The sequence below is a fragment of the Candidatus Methylomirabilota bacterium genome (assembly GCA_036001065.1).
Lineage (GTDB): Bacteria > Methylomirabilota > Methylomirabilia > Rokubacteriales > CSP1-6 > MNEF01.
Window position 1 is genome coordinate 1 of the sequence record DASYUQ010000020.1, and the last position, 17,457, is coordinate 17,457.

Sequence of the window (17,457 nt, forward strand, 5' to 3'; positions counted from 1 at the left end):
TGCTGCTGCTACATGAAAATGTCATGGGGTAACTGCTACGTGAAAGTGTCATGGGGGGCTCCCTTCGTGGAAGTGTCATTCCCCCATGGAGACCTTCACGATGAGCCGGAAGGAGTTGCTCCGGGCCGGCCTGGTCAGGGCCGCCCTCGCAGGACGCATCACCAATCGGCAAGGAGCCAAGAGTCTGCGGCTGAGCGTCCGGCAATTTCAGCGCTTGAAGCGCCGCCTCGAGACGGGCGGGGCCGCGGCCCTGCGCCACCAGAGCCGTGGCCAGCCGTCGGCCCACCGCTTGCCGGCGGCGCTCCGCACCAAGGTCACGACCCTCATGACCACCGTGTATGAGGGCTTCAACGACGTCCATCTCACGGAGAAACTGCGCGAGGTCGAGCACCTGTCGCTCAGCCGGGAGTCGGTGCGCCGCCTGCGCCTCGCCGCGGGCCGCCCGGCGCAACGGCCCCGCCGCGCCCCGCGCTATCGGCGCCGCCGCACGCCGGCCGCCGCCGCGGGCGCGCTGGTGCAGACCGACGGCAGCCCCTTCGACTGGCTGGAAGACCGCGGCCCGCGGCTGACCCTGCTCGGCGTCATCGATGACGCCACCGGCCAGATCCTCGCCCTGACGTTCCGCGAGGCCGAGGATCTGCACGGCTACACGGGCCTCTTCCACGAGGTCTTCACGCTCCATGGGCTGCCGCTCGCCGTCTACGGCGACCGCCTAAACGTGTTTGTCCGCAACGACCGCCACTGGACGCTCGAGGAGCAGCTCGCCGGCGAGCGGCACCCCACGCACCTGGGCCGCATGTTCCAGGACCTGGGCATCAGCTACATCAGCGCCCATTCCCCCCAGGCCAAAGGCCGCATCGAGCGGCTGTGGGCGACCTTGCAGGATCGCCTCCCGAGCGAACTGCGCCTGCGCGGCATCAAGACGCCCGCGGCCGCCGAGGCCTACCTGCCGGAGTTCATCGCCGACTTCAATCCGCGCTTCGCCCATCCCCCGGCCACGCCCCCGGCCGTCTGGCGCCGCCCGCCCCGCGATCTCGCGCTCGTGCTGAGCTGTCGCTACACCCGCGTCGTCGCGCGCGACCATACGATCCGCCTCGGCGACCGCCGGGTGCAGCTGCCGTCCCGCGCGCACGGGCGCGGCTACGCCGGGCTGCGCGTGGAGGTTCGCGAACTCCTCGAGGGCCGCCTCGTCATCCTGCACGACGGGCGGGTGCTCGCCACGCAGCCGAGTCCGGGCCCCGACTTCGTCCTCACGCCACGGCGCTCGCCGTCCTCCGAGCGGCAGGGACGTCGCCAGCGACAGGCCACCGCGATGCGCGAGGCGCTCACCGACCTCGCGCGGGCCGAGAAGCAGCGTCCGGCGGGGCTCACGACGGATGTCACCCCCGCCGCGGCGAGGGCCGAGCCCGCAGGAGGCGCTACAACGCACGATCGAGAGGGGGGCGGCTATGTCGATACCCCCCCGCGCACGCGAAATTCCCCGCGCGCGCGATGGCGCCCCGCGCCTTCGCATCCGTGGCGACGCGCGGCGACGTGGGCGATCGCGGCCAAGAACCGGCGGACGCCGATACCCCCGGGGGGATGACATTTTCACGTTGCAGTAAGGGATGACATTTTCATTGACCAGCGACATGCCCTGGTTTGACACCTCCGACACCGCGGCCACGCCTCGCTCACTTTTCGTAGCGGTGGAACACGAGGCCGTCCAGAAGCTTCGGATAGAAGTGCGTCGACTTTTGCGGCAGCCGCTCGCCCCCGTCCACCACCGCCCGCAGCTCCCCGGCGGTGGTCGGCGCGATGAGGAAGGCCGCCTGGCAGCGTCCGGCGCCGGCCAGCCCGACCGCCTCGGCCTGGTCGGCGGTGTAGTCGACGTGCGTCTTGGCGTCGAGCCTTTCGTCCGTGATGTCGAGGAGCGGCTTGAGCAGCCCCTCGTGGAGGATCGACACCGCCAGCCCGCGCCAGGCCCGCGAGGTCCCGCGCGGCCAGGGCAGGCGCTCGAACGCGTCATCGCGCAGGCTGAACACCATCGCCCGCCGGCCGGCGACGACGCCGATGGTCCGATTGGTCGGACGGAAGCGGAGGGGATCGTCGAGCGGGCCCACGTCGAACCAGGCGCCCGCCGCCTTCGCCAGCCCCTCGAGCGTGAACCCGTCCACTTGGTGCACGAGGCGATGGTTCGGAAAGATCGTGAGCCCCGGCGCCTCCAGGGTGCAGAAGGCCATGAGCTTGTCGCGCGCGCCCGAATGGCGGCGCCCGTACTCGACGGCCGTCTCGTAGCGATGGTGCCCGTCGGCGATGATCACCGACTTGGGCGCCATGAGGGCCTTCACCCGGGCGATGGTGGCCCCGTCGGTGATGCGCCACAGCCGGTGCAGCTCACCCTTCAGGTCGCGCGCCTCGGCGATCGGTTCGCCCGTCGGCCTCACCGCCTCCAGCAGCGCGCGGTCCGGATCGCTGACCAGCATGAAGAGCAGACCGACGTCGGCGCCCGTCGCCTCCAACAGCCGCATCCGATCCTGCTTGGGGCCGGCGTGCGTCCGCTCGTGGGGGCGCACGACGCCCTGGGCGTAGTCGCTGACCTCGCCCAGGGCGACGAACCCGGCGCGGGTCACCGGGACGCCGCCGACCGCATAGGTCTGATGGTAGGGATAGATCGCGGCCCGCTCCTCCCTGGCCCAGACGCCGTCGGCCAGCCAGCCCTCGAGCACGTGGCGCGCTCCCCGATACTTGTCGGCTCCCGGCTCCTCTCTGGGAAGCGTGACGCGGACGATGTTATGAGGGCTGAGCGCGAGGAGCTGCTCCTGCGTCTGGGGGCTGATCTGGTCGTAGGGAGGCGCCGCCACCTTGGAGAAATCGCGCTGCTGCCCGAGGCCGTAGCGGTAGCCGCGGAACGCCCGGATCTTCACGGCTCAGGAGGCGTCTCGCACGTCCCGACGCAGCCGCCGCTGCACGTCCACGATGTGGCCCTGCATCGCGACGCGGGCGCGTTCGCCCTCGCGCGCGGCGATCGCTTCGAGGATCTCGCCGTGGGCGGCGCCGACCACGGCCTGGTCCTCCGCCGTCAGCTCGATCCGCGACCCCACCACCTCCGCCTCGAGATCCATGAGGGCGTCCGTCAGCACGGCGTGCACCGGGTTCCTCGCGGCCGCCGCCACCAGGCGGTGGAAGCCGATGTCGAGCGGGCGCGGAGGGCCGCCCCCCGCCATCAGCGCGGCGCGCTCGTCCAGCGCGGTGCCCAGCGCCTTGAGATCGACGTCGGTGGCGCGGTCGGCGGCCAGCCGCGCGACCTCCGGCTCGATCAGCAGACGCGTCTCCAGGAGGTGGGCCACCGACACCCGCGCCAGCCGCAGCAGCGTGGCGAAGTCGCGGCGGAGGAGCCCGGTATCGACGTGACGCACGAAATGGCCGCCGCTGGAGCCGTGGCGCACCGCGATGAGGCCGCGGTGCTCGAGCGTGCGCAACGCCTCCCGCACGGCGACGCGGCTGGCGCGGAACTGGCGGACCAGCTCGCGCTCCGGCGGCAGCCGATCGCCGGTGCGCAGGCGTCCCTCGAAGATGGCGCGCTCGACCTGCCGGACGATGTGCTCGTAGACGCGTGGCGTGCGGACGGAGCTGAACATTGGTGCGGGCCACTGTCTGACCAAAGCCCGACGAAGTCAAGGGGGGCCCGCAAATCGGGTACACTATGGCCGCCGCTGGACCCCCTACCGGTCCCAAGGAGGTCCGCATGGGTAACGTGGAGCGCTGCGACAAGACGCTGCCGATCAACGAGATGATCTTCTACGTGCGCCGCGACGCCCGGCTGCGCGAGCGCTGGACGACCGACCTCGAGGGGCTGGGCCGGGAGTTCGGGCTGAGCCGCCCGGAGTACGAGGCGCTCCGGGACAAGGACGTGCGGCGACTCAACGAGATGGGCGTCCACCAGTACCTCATTCCGCAAATCCTGAGACTGTTCTACGGCGCGTCGCTGAACACCAACAATCACCCCGTGCTCGAGGCCTACCAGCGCGCCTTCCCCGAGGAGACGGCGAAGGCGTTCGCGCTGGCCGAGCGGCTCGAGCGGCGGGCGCGGAGCTAGGGCATGGCGCGGATCGTCGCCGCCATGGCCCTCACCCACTCGCCCGGCCTCACCGGATGGTTCGATCGGGCGCCGGAGGAGCAGCAGAAGACGGCGCTGCGCGCGCTGGCCGAGATGAGTCAGCGGCTAGAGGCGGCGCGGCCGGACGTCGTCATCGCCTTCAGCAACGACCACCTGCTCAACTGGCCCATCAACAACACGCCCGAGTTCACCGTGGGCATCGGCGAGGAGCACGTCGGTCCCGCCGACTGGTACGACGAGTGGCTGGCGCTCGGCAAGTACCGCATTCCCGGCCACCCGGCGCTGGCGCGCTACATCGTCAACGAAGGCGCGCGCCGGCGACTCGCGCTCGCGTATCTGAGGACCATGCAGTTCGACGACGGGATCTCGGTGCCCATGCACTACCTGAACCCCCAGGGGCGGTTCCCGCTGGTCCCGGTGACGATGAACTGCACGGTGCCGCCCATCCCCACGCCCGAGCGCGCGTATCAGGTCGGCACCGCGGTGCGCGACATGCTCCAAGCCTATCCCGGCCCCGAGCGCATCGCCGTCATCGGCACCGGCGGCCTCTCCCACGAGCCCGGCGGCCCGCGCTACTTCTGGGTCGACGAGGAGTTCGACCAGTGGTTCCTCGACATGCTCAAGAAGGGCGACCACGGAGCGCTCCTGCGCGAGTGCACGCTGGAGCGCATGGAGGAAGCGGGTTCGGGGGGCACCGCCGAGCTCAACGCGTGGATCGTGGCCCTGGCCTTCACGCGGGGCCCGGCCGACGTGCTCGCGTACATGCCGGCCCTCGCCTGGCGCACCGGTACCGGCATGGTCGTGTGGAACGACCTGGCGTGATATGAACGACCGGCGCGCGTGGGGCCTGGCGCTCCTGCGCATCATGCTGGGCATCATTTTCGTCATGCACGGTTACTACGCGGCGGCCGTCCTGGGGCTCGAGCGCACCAGGGATCTGATGACCCGCATCGGCAACCCCGAGGAGCTCTCGGGCCTGCTCACCTGGTACCTGTTCGGCGCCCACTTCCTCGGCGGGCTCGCCCTCATCATTGGATTTTGGACGACCGTGGCGGCGCTGGCCCAGGTGCCGATCATGGCGGCGGCGGTCTTCCTGCTGCACTGGCCGCAGGGCTTCTTCATGCACGCCGTCATGGACGGCACGTCGGGACGGGCGGCGGTCGGGGGCTACGAGTTCGCGCTCCTGGTGCTGGTGACGACGGTGGCGATCGTGTTCACGGGACCGGGCGCCTGGTCGGTGGACGGCGCGTACCGCCACCCGCACGATCTGCCCTGACCGCGATGGCCCGCACGCACCATCTCGACGCGAGCCGGGTCCACTACGAGATCTCTTCAGAGCCGCCCACCAGGCGATCCGCTACATGATCGACCACCTCGAGGAGCAACGCGGCCTCTCGCGCGAGGAGGCCTACGTGCTGGCCAGCGTCGCCGTCGATCTGAAGATCAGCGAGATCATCGACGCCCCCAACTGGATCGTCTCGGCTTTCCTGCCCGAGAGCGTCTTCGTCTGAAGATCGACCGGCTCGACCACTTCGTCCTCACCGTGCGCGACCTCGCTGCCACCGCCGAGTTCTACCGGCGCGTCCTGGGCATGGAGGTCGTTACGTTTGGTCAGGGCCGGACGGCGCTGCGCTTCGGCGACCAGAAGATCAACCTCCATCCCGTGGGGCGGGGCTTCAACCTCGTGGCGGCGCGGCCCACGCCGGGGTCGGCCGACCTCTGCCTGTTGACCGACGAGCCGCTGGCTCGGTGGACCGCCCACCTCCAGGCCTGCGGCGTGGCCGTGGAGGAGGGCCCGGTGGGGCGCACGGGCGCCCGCGGGCCCATCCAGTCGATCTATCTGCGCGACCCTGACGGCAACCTGATCGAGATCTCCAACGAGCTGCCCGCCGCGGGCGCCGACGATCTGGCGCCGCTCCGCGCGTGGCTGTACCAGTGGCAGGCGCGCGTGCGCGCGCGGGACTTCGCCGGGGGCCGGGCGCTCTGCGCCCCCGAGCTGCTGGCCTTCGGCACCCGGGCCGAGATGGTCGAGGGCGTGGATAAAGTCGCCGAGAATCAGTGGCGGCCGGTGTGGCCGCGCATCCGCGACTTCACCGTTCGCGTAGACGAGGCGCGCGGCGCCATCGTCGGCGACCACGGCTGGATCGCCGCGCGCTGGGACTCGCTCGGCATGAGCCCGGACGGCACGACTGTTCCCCGCCCCGGCCGGCTGACCATCCTTTTCGAGCGGCGCGGCGGCCGCTGGCTGGCCACCCACACCCACTTCTCGCTCTCACCCCAGCCCTAGGAGGGACGCATGCACATCGGACTCTGCATCTTCGCCACCGAGTACGCCATCCGCATCGACGAGCTGGCCCGAGCCGCCGAGGAGCGCGGCTTCGAGTCGCTCTTCGTGCCCGAGCACACCCACATCCCCACCAGCCGCCGCAGCCCGTTCGCGGGCAGCGCCCAGCTTCCCGAGGAGTACAAGTACACGCTCGATCCGTTCGTCACGCTGATGGCCGCCGCGGCAGCCACCAAGCGGCTGCGGGTGGGCACCGGCATCTGTCTCATCATCGAGCGCGACACGATCAGCACCGCCAAGTCCGTGGCCAGCCTCGACCTCCTGTCGGGCGGCCGCGTCCTCTTCGGCATCGGCGGCGGCTGGAACGCCGAGGAGATGGAGCACCACGGCACCGTCTTCAAGACGCGTTTCAAGCGGCTGCGCGAGCAGGTGCTGGCCATGAAGGAGATCTGGACGAAGGACGTGGCGGAGTTCCACGGCGAACTCGTCAACTTCGACCCGATCTGGTGCTGGCCCAAGCCCGCGCAGAAGCCGCATCCGCCGGTCCTGCTGGGCGGCGAGAGCGGCCATACCCTCCAGCGTGTCGTCGACTTCTGCGACGGCTGGTTCCCGCGCGGTCGCAGCGAGCAGGCCATCCTGCCCGGGCTGGCCGACCTCAAGGCGCGCGCGGCCAGGGCCGGGCGCGACATGAAGACGATCTCGGTCTCGGTCTTCGGGGCCAAGCCGGACGACAAGACGCTCGACACCTACCGGTCGGCCGGCATTACGCGCGCCCTTTTCCGGCTACCCCCCGAGGGGCGCGACAAGATCCTGCCGCTCCTCGACCAGTACGCGAAGCTGATCCGGTGAGCGACGCCCCACCCGGCTGGGCCCTCGAGCTGCTGCATCAGGCGCGGGTGGCCCGGCTGGGGACGGCGGACCGCGCGGCGCGGCCGCTGGTGGTGCCGGTCTGCTATGCGTTCGACGGGCAGCACGTCTACTCGGCGATTGACGCCAAGCCCAAGCGCACCCGCGCGCTGCGGCGCCTCCGCAACATCGCCGAGAACCCCGCGGTCGCGCTGGTGGTGGACCAGTACGACGAGGAGTGGACCCGGCTCTGCCACGTGATCGTGGCGGGGCGCGCCGAGATCCTGACCGGTGGCGCCGACTACGCGCGCGGGATCGATCTGCTCCTCGCCAAGTATCCCCAGTACCGCGCGATGGGGCTCAGCCGGGAGGCCGGCACCCTGATCCGCATCGCGCCGGAACGCTACGTCTGCTGGCGATACGCGTGAGCGCGGAGCCCACGAAGCACCACGTCTCCTGGAGCGACGTCGAGCGCCTGGTAGGCAGGCTGCTCGAGGCGCTGCCCCGCGGCTACGACAACATCCTCGTCGTCGCCCGGGGTGGGATGGTGCCGGCCTGCCTCATCAGCGAGCGCGCCAACATCCGCAACATCCTCTTCGCGGCGGTGATGCTCTACGACGGCGAGCAGCGCGCGCTGCCCGAGCCGGTCTTCGTCCAGTTTCCCGAGGCGCAGCAGGTGGCCGGGCGCCGCATCCTCGTCGTCGACGACGTGTGGGACAGCGGCAGCACGATCGTGGCGCTGCGCGACCGCCTGCGCAAGGCGGGTGCCCGCGTGGACGTGTGCGTGCTGCACTACAAGCCGCGCCGCAACCGCTTCCCCGGCGACGGCCCCGACTACTACGCCGAGGAAACGGACGCCTGGATCGTGTACCCCTGGGAGCCTGCCCGTCCTCTACCCGAGTGAGGCCACTCCGGGAGCCAAACCGGGGCCACCGGCCGTGACCATCCTCCTACCGCATGGTGCTCGGCAGCAGCAGCGCCAGCGGGGGCCAGAGCGTCAGCAGCGCGAGCAGGACGATCTGCGTCGCCAGGAAGGGCATGATGCCCCGGTAGATGGTGGCCAGGGGCACGTCGCGGGCCATGCCGCCGATGACGAACACGTTGAGGCCGATGGGCGGGGCGATCAGCCCGATCTGCACCACCACCACGATGACGACGCCGAACCAGATCGGATCGTAGCCGACGCCGGTGACGACCGGGAAGAAGATGGGCACCGTCAGTAAAATCATCGCCAGCTCGTCCATCAGCGCGCCCAGGATGACGTACGTCACGATGATCGTCCACAGCACGACCACCGGGGCCACCTGCAGGTGCGCCAGCCAGGCGGCCAGGCGCATCGGCATCTGAGAGAGCGCCATGAAGTAGTTGAAGAGGTCGGCGCCGATCACGATGAAGAAGACCATCGCCGTCGTCCGGACGGTCTCGTCGAGCGCGGTGAGCAGCTTCCGCCAGCCCAGCGTGCGCCTGAGCACGCCGAAGGCGAGGGCGCCCACCACGCCGAAGGCCGCCGACTCCGCCGGCGTGGCCAGGCCGAGATAGATCCCGCCGATGACGATGAGGAAGAGGACGACGACTTCCCAGACGTCGCGGACGGCGCGCAGGCGCTCCCGCCAGGTGGCCCGCGGCCCGGCGGCGCCGAGGGTGGGCCAGACCGCCGCCACGATGGCGATGGCGATGATGAACAGCACCGTCTCCACCAGACCGGGCAGGACGCCGGCCATCAGGAGCTTGCCGATGGACTGCTCGGTGAGGATCCCGTAGAGGACGAAGATGATGCTGGGCGGGATCATGATGCCCAGCGTCGCCCCGGCCGCGATCGAGCCGGTAGAGAGACTGTCGGCGTACCGGTAGCGCCGCATCTCGGGCAGCGCGACCGTGCACATCGCCGCCCCCGTCGCGACCGATGAGCCGCAGATGGCGGCGAAGCCTGCGCAGGCGCCGACCGTGGCCATGGCCAGCCCCCCGCGCCAGTGGCCGAGCCAGACGTTGGCGGCGCGAAACAGGTTCTGGCTGAGCCCGGCCTGGGCGGCCAGGTAACCCATCAGGACGAAGAGCGGGACGACCACCAGCGTATAGGAGGTGGCGCGCTCGAACGGCCCCTGCTTGAGCGTGGCCAGCGCCGCCGACCAGCCCGCGAGCGCCGCGCTGCCCAACACGCCGACGATGGCCATGGCCGCGGCGATCGGCACGCGCGCGAGGATCAGCACCATCATCAGCGCGAAGCCGAGCGCGGAGATCAGCAGTTCGTGCATTTCCTGGGAGGGGGGCTACGATCGTCGGAGGGGGCGGACGTTACGGCCCCCTCCGAGACCTCCCCCAGAACCGGTTGCGCGGGCACAGCCCGCGCTCGAAGCCAGCGAATCAGGCTGGAGTTCATGCCCTCGAGCGGGGCGGCGCGGGCAGCGGCGGCAGGCCGGGACGGAGCGCGCGGACGGCGGCGCCCGCCGCCTGAACCAGCGAGGCCAGCGTGGCCAGCGCGGCGGCGCCGGCCACCGGCACCAGGAAGGGAAGGATGGGGATCCGTGCGGTGATGGTCGTCCGGTCGATCGCGTCGTACTCGCGGGCCAGCACCGCCATCTCCACGGTGATGACGCCCAGGAGCACGGCCGTCACCACCGCGTTCACCGCGATGACCAGGTGCTGGCCGCGGGGCCCGAGCCGCCCGGTCAGCATGTCCACCGAGACGTGACCGTCGATGAGCCCGGTGTACGGCAGGCCGGATCATACCTTATGATGTGCGCATGTGGCAGGGCAACGTCGTCTCCCTTCACATCGGCAAAGAGGCCGGCACGCCGCTGGAGGTCGTCAAGGAGGTGCGGGCCGTGCCCGGTCGGGGCCTCGAGGGCGACCGCTACTTCCTGGGGCGCGGGCACTACTCCGACTGGCCCAGCGTCGGCGGGCGCGAGGTCACGCTGATCGAGATGGAGACGATCGAGGCTTTGTGGCACGGTCTCGTCAACGCCGCTGGCGAGCGCCTCGGGATCAACGTCACCGCGGGCGAGACGCGGCGCAACATCGCGACGGCCGGCGTGCCGCTCAATCATCTGGTCGGCAAGACGTTCTGGGTCGGATCGGTGCAGATGCGGGGGACGCGGCTCTGCGAGCCCTGCCGGCACCTCGAGGACCTGGTGGGGCGCCCCCGCCTCATGAGCGGTCTGATCCACCGTGGTGGGTTGCGCGCCCAGATCCTCAACGAAGGGATCATCCGTATCGGCGACGTCGTCCGCCCCGCTTGACAGGCCCCCGAAGGGAGAGGCGCCATGGCTGAGCACAGCGAGTTCCGCCGACAGCTCGAAGCCGCCGTCAACGCCAAGCACAGCCGCCTGAACCCCTTCACCGAGAAGTGGGTCAAGGGCGAGCTGACGCGCGCCCAGCTCGGGGCCTGGGCGGCGCAGCACTACCAGTACGTCTCGCAGTTCCCCCGCTGGTGCGCCGCGGTGTACGCCGAGTGTCCCTACAGTGACGCCCGGGATTTCCTGCTGGAGAACATCATCGAGGAGGAGTCGGGCACCAAGCACGTGGATCTGCTCATCCGCTTCGCCGAGGCCTGCGGCGTGAGCCGCGCCGAGGTCGAGCGTACGGTCCAGCTTCCCACCACCCGGGCCCTGACCGCGTGGTGCTACGAGATGGCCCACCGGCCCTTCTACGAAGCCGCCGCCGGGCTCCTGGTCGGACTGGAGTCGCAGGTCCCCGGCATCTACCGCCGCAACCTGCCGCCCCTCAAGCCGCTCTATGGCTTCACGGATCACGAGATCGAGTTCTTCGCCGTCCACATCGAGGCCGACGAGGTGCATGGCGAGCGCGGCTACGAGATCGTCGAGACGTACTCGACGACGCCCGAGATGCGGCAGCGGGCGATCGAGGCGGTCCGCCAGGCGACGGAGATGCGCTGGCAGTACATGACCGGGCTCTACCGCGCCCATGTCCTCAAAGATGACCCGTGAGCGATCCTCAAAGAAGACCCGTGAGTGGGTGAAGTCCGCGTGGCCCGCCTGGACGAGCTCCCGGCCGGTCAGCTCAAGCGCGTCGACCTCAACGACGTGCGCATCGTCCTGGCCCGCGTGGGCGACACCGTCTACGCGTGCGGCGACACCTGCGCTCACCAGGGCGGGCCGCTCAGCCAGGGCCGGCTCAGCGGCACGCGGCTGGCGTGCCCGTGGCACGGATGGATGTACGACGTCCGAACGGGCCAGTGCCTGATGCCGGGCCGCAACGCGCGCGTGCCCAGCTATCCCGTCCGCGTCGACGCGGGGGAGGTCTGGATCACCCTGGGAGGCTGAGGGTTACATGGCTCTCACGCTCAAGCAGGCCCACGAGTGCATCGAGCGGGGTCTGACCAAGTCCCGCGAGTTGGGCTTCAAGGTCGCCATCGCCGTCGTGGACGACGCGGGGCACCTCGTGGCCTGTGACCGCATGGACGAGGCGCTCTGGGTGACACCCGAGATCGCCCGCGCCAAAGCCAATGCGGCGGCCGCCTTCCAGGCGAGCACGCTCGATCTGGAGGAGCGGTTCACCAAGCGCATGCTCTTTGCCGACAACGTGGCCACGCTCGGCGCCTCGCAATTCGTCTTCGGCAAGGGCGGCGTGCCGATCGTCGAGAACAGTCGGATCGTGGGCGCCGTGGGTGTCAGCGGGGCCGTGCCCGCCGAGAACGATCACACGATCGCCGAGGCCGCCGCCGGCCACCCACAGATCCGCCAGGCTCACTGAGACCCCCACGGCGGGAATCTGAGGTAATCTGGCGGGCGTGCAGTTCGAGGTCGAGGTCTACCAGAACGAGACCGGCGAGTGGGTGGCGACGGCCGTCGCTTACCACGTGAGCGTCACGGGCCGGACGGAAAAGGAAGCGCTGGCCCGGGTCACGGAAGCCCTCGCGCTCCACTTCAAGAAGGCGCCGAAATGATGGCCGACCCGCGGTCGCCGGTCCCCCGAGCGCTCCAGGGACTGCGCGTCATCGACTGCTCTCGCCTGATCGCCGGGGGCGTGCTGTCGACGGTGCTGGCCGACCACGGCGCCGACGTGATCAAGGTGGAAAACCCGCGCGGGGGCGATCCCCTCCGCACCTGGCTCAAGGAGCGGGGCCAGCTCTGGTGGAAGGTCTACGCGCGCGGCAAGCGCTCGGTCACCCTCAATCTCGCCCATCCGCGCGGCCAGGCGCTGCTCAGGCGGCTCGTGAGGGACGCCGACGTCCTCATCGAGAACTTTGTCCCGGGCACGCTCGAAAAATGGGGGCTCGGCTGGGACGTCCTCTCCGCCGAAAATCCGCGGTTGGTTCTTGCACGCGTGTCGGGGTGGGGGCAGGACGGCCCCTACCGCGACCGGCCGGGCTTCGGCACGATGGTGGAAGCGATGAGCGGCTTCGCCGCGGCGACCGGGCCGGCGGACGGGCCGCCGACGCTTCCCTCGTTCCCGATGGCCGACATGGTCGCCGCGCTGGCGGGGGCAGCGGCGGTACTCGCGGCGCTGCGCCACCGCGATGCGATCGGGGGCCGCGGTCAGGTGATCGACATCTCGCTCTACGAGCCGCTGCTCTCCGTCCTCGGACCCGCCGCCGCCGAGTACGCGCTCGACGGCAAGATCCGGGCGCGCCACGGCAACCAGTCCGACAACGCCAGCCCACGCGGCACCTACCGGACGCGCGACGGTGAGTGGATCGCCCTCTCGGCCTCGACGCCCGCGTCGGCGAGGGCACTCTTCGACGGACTCGGCCTCGGCGACCTCATGAAGGACCCCAGGTTTGTGACCAACGACGCGCGGGTCGCCCACAACGACCTCGTGGACGCGGCCCTCGCGCGCGCGATCGGTGCACGCACGCTCGACGAGATGCTCCACCTGTTCGAAACGATGGACCTCACGGCGGCGCCCGTCTACGACATCGCGGACATCACCGAGGACCCGCATGTGGTCGCGCGCGGCATCTTCATGGACGTCCCCGATCCCGATCTCGGCACCGTGCGCATGACGGCGCCCACGCCCCGCCTCGCCGACACGCCCGCCTCGGTCCGCTGGGCAGGGCCGTCGCTCGGCGCCCACAACCGTGACGTCTACGCGTCGCTCGGGCTCAGCGACGCCGAGCTCGACGAGCTGAAGCGTGCCGGCGTCATCTAGCTCGGCGCGCACGATCGCCATCGCGCTTGCGCTCGCCGGCCTCGTCGTCGCGGGGTCGGTGACGGTCGCCGTCGCCGGAGCCGAGTACGCGGGACCGCTGATCGATGCGCACTCGCACCTGTCGAACGCCGGGGCGATCGACGCCTACGTGGAGGCGATGAAGCGGCACAACGTCACCAGAGTGGTGCTGCTCGGCGTCGGCGGCGTACAGAAGGACGACGCGGACTGGATCGCCGCCGCGGCCCGCAAGTACCCCGACCGCGTGATCGCGGGGCTTCCTGTGCCCGACCCGACCTCCGATGTCGCGGCGCAGCGGCTCGGTCACGATCTCGACCGCCGCCGGCCGCGCGTCCTCGGCGAGGTGCACCTGAGACAGCTCGGGCGTCGGAACATCGAGCGCGATCCCAACGACGCCGCGTTCGGGAAGGTTCTCGACTTCGCCGCCCAGCACGGCGTGCCTGTGGTCATTCACTACGAGCTGACCGCCGCTGCCGCCGCCGCACTCGATCAGGCACTCGCGGCGCACCGGAAGGCGAGGCTCGTCCTCGCCCACGCCGGCGAGGGCCCGCCCGCGCTCGTGGAGGGGCTGCTCGCGCGCAACCCGAACCTCATGGTCGACCTCTCCGGGATGCACTTCCTGCGCAAGCCCTCGCTCGCATCCGAGAACGGGCCACTCGATCCTGCGTGGAAGGCGCTGATCGAGAAGATGCCGGACCGCTTCCTGATGGGCGTCGACGTGTGGGCGCCGCGGCTCCTCGAGCCGGCGATGCTCGACCGGCTCTTCACGTGGACGCGCCGCGTCCTCGGGGAGCTCACGCCGGACGTGGCGGCGCGCGTGGGGTACCGGAACGCGGTCGCGCTCTTCCGCCTCGAGTAGCCGACCGTGGTCGCCAACCCGTTCGCGGACACCACCGCCGCCGCCATGCTCGACGCCGTCGCAACACGGTATGGATCGCGCGAGGCAATGGTGTTCGGCGAGGCGCGCGTCTCGTTCGCCGAGTTCCGCGAGCGCGTGGACCGGCTCGCCCGTGGCCTCGCAGCCCTCGGCATCCGCCACGGCGAGAACGTCGCGATTTGGCTCCCGAACCGGCCCGAGTGGTTCTTCGCCCAGTACGCGTGCGCGCGTCTCGGCGCCGTCGTCGTCGCGCTCAACCCGCGCTACAAGGCGCACGAGCTCGGGTACATCCTCGGCCAGTCGGAGGCGAAGGCGCTCCTCGTCACCGACCACCTCGGCGGCATCGATTACTTCGAGACGCTCCATGAGGTGCTACCCGAGCTGCCCGCGTCGGTCCCCGGCGAACTCACGAGCGCGAGATTTCCCGAGCTCCGCCACGTCATCGTGGACGCCGACGACCCCTACCCCGGCTGCCATCGCCTCGCGGACGTCGTCGACCTCGGCGCTGGGTCGGGGGCTGCGAGGGGCTCTCGCGCGAGTGTCGTTCCGAGCGACGGGAGCCCCCTGCAGCCCCCGGCCCCGACACCGAGGCCGGACGACGTCTTCACGATCCTCTACACCTCAGGGACGACGTCGTTTCCGAAAGGGGCGATGATCACGCATCGCAATTGCGTCCCTCACGGCTGGACCATCGGCGACGTGTTGCGCATGACGCCCCACGATCGAGTTCTCCACGCCCTCCCCGCGGCTGGCACCTGGGGCGGCGTCAACATCCCGCTCACGACGTGGAGCCACGGCGCCTCCCTCGTCCTCATGGACGTGTTCGATCCGCTCCGCGCGCTCCAGCTCATCGAGCGCGAGCGCTGCACCGTCTGGAACGCGGTGGACGTGATGGTGAAGGCTGTGCTCGACCATCCAGACCTCGAGCGCTACGACCGCTCGTCGCTCCGCACGGGCGGGCTCGGCTCGACCGGCGGCGGCGGGCGCGGCCTCTTCGAGGCGTGGGTCGGGAAGATCGGCGTCAGGCATGGCTACGAGCCCTACGGCATGACCGAGGTGAATGCGATGGCGCTCTACCACCACCTCGACGAGCCGCTCGAGCTCCGGAAGCTCCCGGGCGTCCACCCGGCGCCTGGCCTCGAGGTGCGCGTCGTCCATCCTGAGACGGGCGCGATCTGCAAACCCGGCGAGGAGGGGGAACTGCGGTTCAGGGGCGAGCGCGTCACGCGCGGTTATTACAAGAAACCGGAAGAGACTGCGGCCGCCTTCACGCCAGATGGCTGGTTCTGCTCCGGCGACCTCGGCATCCAGGACGGCCAAGGGCACACGATCTTCAAGGGCCGGCTCCGCGAGACGCTCCGCATCAGTCACTTCATGGTCGCGCCCGGTGAGATCGAGGCGTTCCTCATGTCGCACCCGGACGTACGGCAAGCGTTCGTCGTGGGCGTTCCCGATCCGAAGCTCAACGAGGCGCCCGTGGCCTATGTGATCGCGGGCGAGGGCGTGCGTCTCACCGAGGAGGCGCTCCGCGCGTTCTGTCGCGGCAAGATCGCCTCGTACAAGATCCCTCTCTGGATCCGGTTCGTCGAGGACGTACCGCGCACGCCGGGCCCGCACGGCGACAAGGTCCAGCGCGGCAAGCTGCGGGAGCAAGCGATTCGCGAGTTCGGAGGCGGCCCGGCATGAGCGCGTTCAGGACCCAGCTGTGCGATCTCCTCGGCATCGAGTACCCGATCGTCCAGTCCGGCATGGGTGGCGTCGCCGGGCCGGAGTTGGTGGCCGAGGTCTGCCGCGCAGGCGGTCTCGGCATTCTCGCCGGGCTCAACGTCCCGCCCGACGACCTACGGAAGATGATCCGCCACGTGCGCGAGCTGACCGACCGCCCCTTCGGGGTGAACCTCTGGCTACACAAGGCACTCCGGCCGCCGATCGATCCTGGCAGCGTGCCCGAGGAGACGCTGCGCGGCGCCCAGGCGATGCTCGGTCGTTTTCGCGAGCGGCTGGGCATTCCCCCGACGGCGGCGCGCCCAGGTCGGGCGCCCGACCTTGTAGGCGCCGCGATCGCGGTCATCCTCGACGAGCGGCCGCCGGTGTTCTCGGCGGCCCTCGGCTCGCTCGAGCGCGAGCTTGTCGAGCAATGCCATCGGCGCGGCATCAAGGTCATGGCCATGGTCGCGACCGTGGAGGACGCCCGCGCCGCGGCGGCGGACGGTGCCGACATGATCGTCGCTCAGGGCAGCGAGGCCGGCGGTCACCGCTCGCTGGACGGCAAGCCCGCGTCGCCCGAGGCGACGAGCGTGGGTATCATCGCCCTGCTCCCCCAGGTCGTCGACGCGGTGCCGGTGCCCGTCGTGGCGGCGGGCGGCATTGCCGACGGCCGGGGCTTGGTCGCGGCGCTCGCCCTCGGAGCGAGCGGCGTGCTGCTGGGCACGCGCTTCGTGGCGACGCGCGAGTCGATGGCGCCCGAGCTGTACAAGAAGCGCGTGCTCGAGAGCGAGAGCGGCGCGACCACCGTGACGGACGTCCTCACCGGCCTCTGGGCACGGGCGCTCGCCAACACGTTCACCCGAGACTACACGACGTCCGGGGCGCCGGTTCTGCCGCCGCTCGTCCAGCGGGCCGCCGCCAGCGACGTCTACGTCGCCGCGCTCAAGCAAGGCAACGCCGATTACTACCCGATGATGGCCGGCCAGAGCGTCGGTCTGATCCACGACCTTCCGGGCGCGCGCGAGGTGGTCGAGAGCGTCATCCGCGAGGCGCGCGCCGTCCTCGACGCGCTCCCCCGGAGGGTGCGCCTGACCTAGCGGCGCGTCGCGCGGGCGGCGCGCGATGCGCACGGTGCTCCCGCCGACCCGCCCGGCGTAGTGCCGGCAGAAGTACTTCATCTCCACCGGGTGACCACAGGCGTCGTGGACGAGCGCGCTCGAGCGGTGCACGTGGCGCGCGGCCCACGTCGCAAGCGCGCCCACGACAACGCCGAGCTCACGCCCTCAAGCCCTTCTGGACGGGGAAACTCACCGCCACGGGTCGCGTCGTGCGGGGCGGCCGGACGATCGGGCTCGTCGAATGCGACGTCGTCGACGACAAGACGCGGCTGGTGGCGCGGGCCAGCTCGACGGTCATGACGCTGCGGGGCGAGGCGGCGGCCGGCCGCTAGACGCCTCACCGGGCGTCGAGTATTCTCGAGGGGCACCCCGGGGAAGGAGACGCCCGTGAAGCTCGACG

At 70.7% G+C, this 17,457-nt stretch carries 22 protein-coding genes and 2 pseudogenes; 20 read left to right on the forward strand and 4 right to left on the reverse strand.

The features are described 5' to 3' along the window. Positions 1-100: 100 nt before the first annotated feature. Positions 101-1,585, forward strand: a complete 1,485-nt coding sequence (locus VGV13_01660) for an ISNCY family transposase (protein HEV8639789.1) — start codon at positions 101-103, stop codon at positions 1,583-1,585. Positions 1,586-1,673: 88 nt separating this feature from the next. On the opposite strand, the gene VGV13_01665 is transcribed toward VGV13_01660, so the two are convergent. Together VGV13_01665 and VGV13_01670 are read right to left on the reverse strand one after the other, a co-directional pair. Then, complete coding sequence (locus VGV13_01665) at positions 1,674-2,906, reverse strand: DUF1015 domain-containing protein (GenBank protein ID HEV8639790.1); 1,233 nt, start codon at positions 2,904-2,906, stop codon at positions 1,674-1,676. Positions 2,907-2,909: 3 nt separating this feature from the next. After that, a complete protein-coding gene (locus tag VGV13_01670; GenBank protein ID HEV8639791.1) occupies positions 2,910-3,620 on the reverse strand; it encodes a FadR/GntR family transcriptional regulator in 711 nt (236 codons plus the stop codon). 107 nt (positions 3,621-3,727) lie between these two features. Between VGV13_01670 and VGV13_01675 the strand changes: the two genes are divergently transcribed. The 9 genes and pseudogenes from VGV13_01675 (at position 3,728) to VGV13_01715 (ending at position 8,133) form a co-directional block, all read left to right on the forward strand. After that, positions 3,728-4,078 carry a hypothetical protein gene (locus VGV13_01675; GenBank protein ID HEV8639792.1) on the forward strand — a complete coding sequence of 117 codons (351 nt, stop codon included), beginning with the start codon at positions 3,728-3,730 and terminating at the stop codon, positions 4,076-4,078. Positions 4,079-4,081: 3 nt separating this feature from the next. Then, positions 4,082-4,921, forward strand: coding sequence for a hypothetical protein (locus VGV13_01680; protein HEV8639793.1), 840 nt, complete (start codon positions 4,082-4,084; stop codon positions 4,919-4,921). Position 4,922: 1 nt separating this feature from the next. Further along, positions 4,923-5,375, forward strand: coding sequence for a DoxX family protein (locus VGV13_01685; GenBank protein ID HEV8639794.1), 453 nt, complete (start codon positions 4,923-4,925; stop codon positions 5,373-5,375). A 49-nt stretch (positions 5,376-5,424) separates the two neighbouring features. Further along, positions 5,425-5,610 (forward strand): annotated as a pseudogene (locus tag VGV13_01690) (acetamidase/formamidase family protein). Continuing rightward, a pseudogene (locus VGV13_01695) lies at positions 5,607-5,984 on the forward strand (VOC family protein). Before VGV13_01690 ends, VGV13_01695 begins: the two co-directional pseudogenes overlap by 4 nt. 42 nt (positions 5,985-6,026) lie before the next feature. Continuing rightward, entirely contained in the window at positions 6,027-6,386 is a 360-nt protein-coding gene (locus VGV13_01700; GenBank protein ID HEV8639795.1) for a nuclear transport factor 2 family protein, read from the forward strand. A 9-nt stretch (positions 6,387-6,395) separates the two neighbouring features. Further along, on the forward strand, positions 6,396-7,232 hold the full coding sequence (locus VGV13_01705; GenBank protein HEV8639796.1) for an LLM class F420-dependent oxidoreductase: 837 nt from the start codon (positions 6,396-6,398) through the stop codon (positions 7,230-7,232). Continuing rightward, positions 7,229-7,657 carry a TIGR03668 family PPOX class F420-dependent oxidoreductase gene (locus VGV13_01710; GenBank protein HEV8639797.1) on the forward strand — a complete coding sequence of 143 codons (429 nt, stop codon included), beginning with the start codon at positions 7,229-7,231 and terminating at the stop codon, positions 7,655-7,657. Before VGV13_01705 ends, VGV13_01710 begins: the two co-directional genes overlap by 4 nt. Continuing rightward, on the forward strand, positions 7,654-8,133 hold the full coding sequence (locus tag VGV13_01715) for a phosphoribosyltransferase family protein (GenBank protein ID HEV8639798.1): 480 nt from the start codon (positions 7,654-7,656) through the stop codon (positions 8,131-8,133). The genes VGV13_01710 and VGV13_01715 overlap by 4 nt, the downstream gene beginning before the upstream one ends. 46 nt (positions 8,134-8,179) lie before the next feature. On the opposite strand, the gene VGV13_01720 is transcribed toward VGV13_01715, so the two are convergent. Both VGV13_01720 and VGV13_01725 read right to left on the reverse strand, forming a co-directional pair. After that, entirely contained in the window at positions 8,180-9,481 is a 1,302-nt protein-coding gene (locus VGV13_01720) for a TRAP transporter large permease (GenBank protein ID HEV8639799.1), read from the reverse strand. A gap of 121 nt (positions 9,482-9,602) precedes the next feature. Next, positions 9,603-9,944, reverse strand: coding sequence for a TRAP transporter small permease subunit (locus VGV13_01725; GenBank protein HEV8639800.1), 342 nt, complete (start codon positions 9,942-9,944; stop codon positions 9,603-9,605). A gap of 26 nt (positions 9,945-9,970) precedes the next feature. Here VGV13_01725 and VGV13_01730 point away from each other — a divergent pair, with 26 nt between their 5' ends. The 10 genes from VGV13_01730 (at position 9,971) to VGV13_01775 (ending at position 17,389) form a co-directional block, all read left to right on the forward strand. Further along, positions 9,971-10,465 carry an MOSC domain-containing protein gene (locus tag VGV13_01730; protein ID HEV8639801.1) on the forward strand — a complete coding sequence of 165 codons (495 nt, stop codon included), beginning with the start codon at positions 9,971-9,973 and terminating at the stop codon, positions 10,463-10,465. 24 nt (positions 10,466-10,489) lie between these two features. Continuing rightward, positions 10,490-11,173 (forward strand): iron-containing redox enzyme family protein, encoded by a 684-nt coding sequence (locus VGV13_01735; GenBank protein HEV8639802.1) that lies wholly within the window; start codon positions 10,490-10,492, stop codon positions 11,171-11,173. 24 nt (positions 11,174-11,197) lie between these two features. After that, positions 11,198-11,509: a Rieske (2Fe-2S) protein gene (locus tag VGV13_01740; GenBank protein ID HEV8639803.1), complete on the forward strand. Its 312-nt coding sequence runs from the start codon at positions 11,198-11,200 to the stop codon at positions 11,507-11,509. 7 nt (positions 11,510-11,516) lie between these two features. After that, on the forward strand, positions 11,517-11,939 hold the full coding sequence (locus tag VGV13_01745) for a heme-binding protein (GenBank protein HEV8639804.1): 423 nt from the start codon (positions 11,517-11,519) through the stop codon (positions 11,937-11,939). Between the two features lie 37 nt (positions 11,940-11,976). Next, a complete protein-coding gene (locus VGV13_01750) occupies positions 11,977-12,132 on the forward strand; it encodes a hypothetical protein (protein HEV8639805.1) in 156 nt (51 codons plus the stop codon). Continuing rightward, positions 12,129-13,337 carry a CaiB/BaiF CoA-transferase family protein gene (locus VGV13_01755; GenBank protein HEV8639806.1) on the forward strand — a complete coding sequence of 403 codons (1,209 nt, stop codon included), beginning with the start codon at positions 12,129-12,131 and terminating at the stop codon, positions 13,335-13,337. Before VGV13_01750 ends, VGV13_01755 begins: the two co-directional genes overlap by 4 nt. Beyond that, the gene (locus VGV13_01760; GenBank protein ID HEV8639807.1) at positions 13,321-14,214 is read left to right on the forward strand and encodes a TatD family hydrolase; all 894 of its coding nucleotides are present in this window, start codon (positions 13,321-13,323) and stop codon (positions 14,212-14,214) included. The genes VGV13_01755 and VGV13_01760 overlap by 17 nt, the downstream gene beginning before the upstream one ends. A 6-nt stretch (positions 14,215-14,220) precedes the next feature. Beyond that, positions 14,221-15,918 carry an AMP-binding protein gene (locus VGV13_01765; GenBank protein HEV8639808.1) on the forward strand — a complete coding sequence of 566 codons (1,698 nt, stop codon included), beginning with the start codon at positions 14,221-14,223 and terminating at the stop codon, positions 15,916-15,918. Continuing rightward, the gene (locus VGV13_01770) at positions 15,915-17,036 is read left to right on the forward strand and encodes a nitronate monooxygenase (GenBank protein HEV8639809.1); all 1,122 of its coding nucleotides are present in this window, start codon (positions 15,915-15,917) and stop codon (positions 17,034-17,036) included. The genes VGV13_01765 and VGV13_01770 overlap by 4 nt, the downstream gene beginning before the upstream one ends. 230 nt (positions 17,037-17,266) lie before the next feature. Beyond that, positions 17,267-17,389, forward strand: coding sequence for a hypothetical protein (locus VGV13_01775; protein HEV8639810.1), 123 nt, complete (start codon positions 17,267-17,269; stop codon positions 17,387-17,389). Positions 17,390-17,457 lie beyond the last annotated feature (68 nt).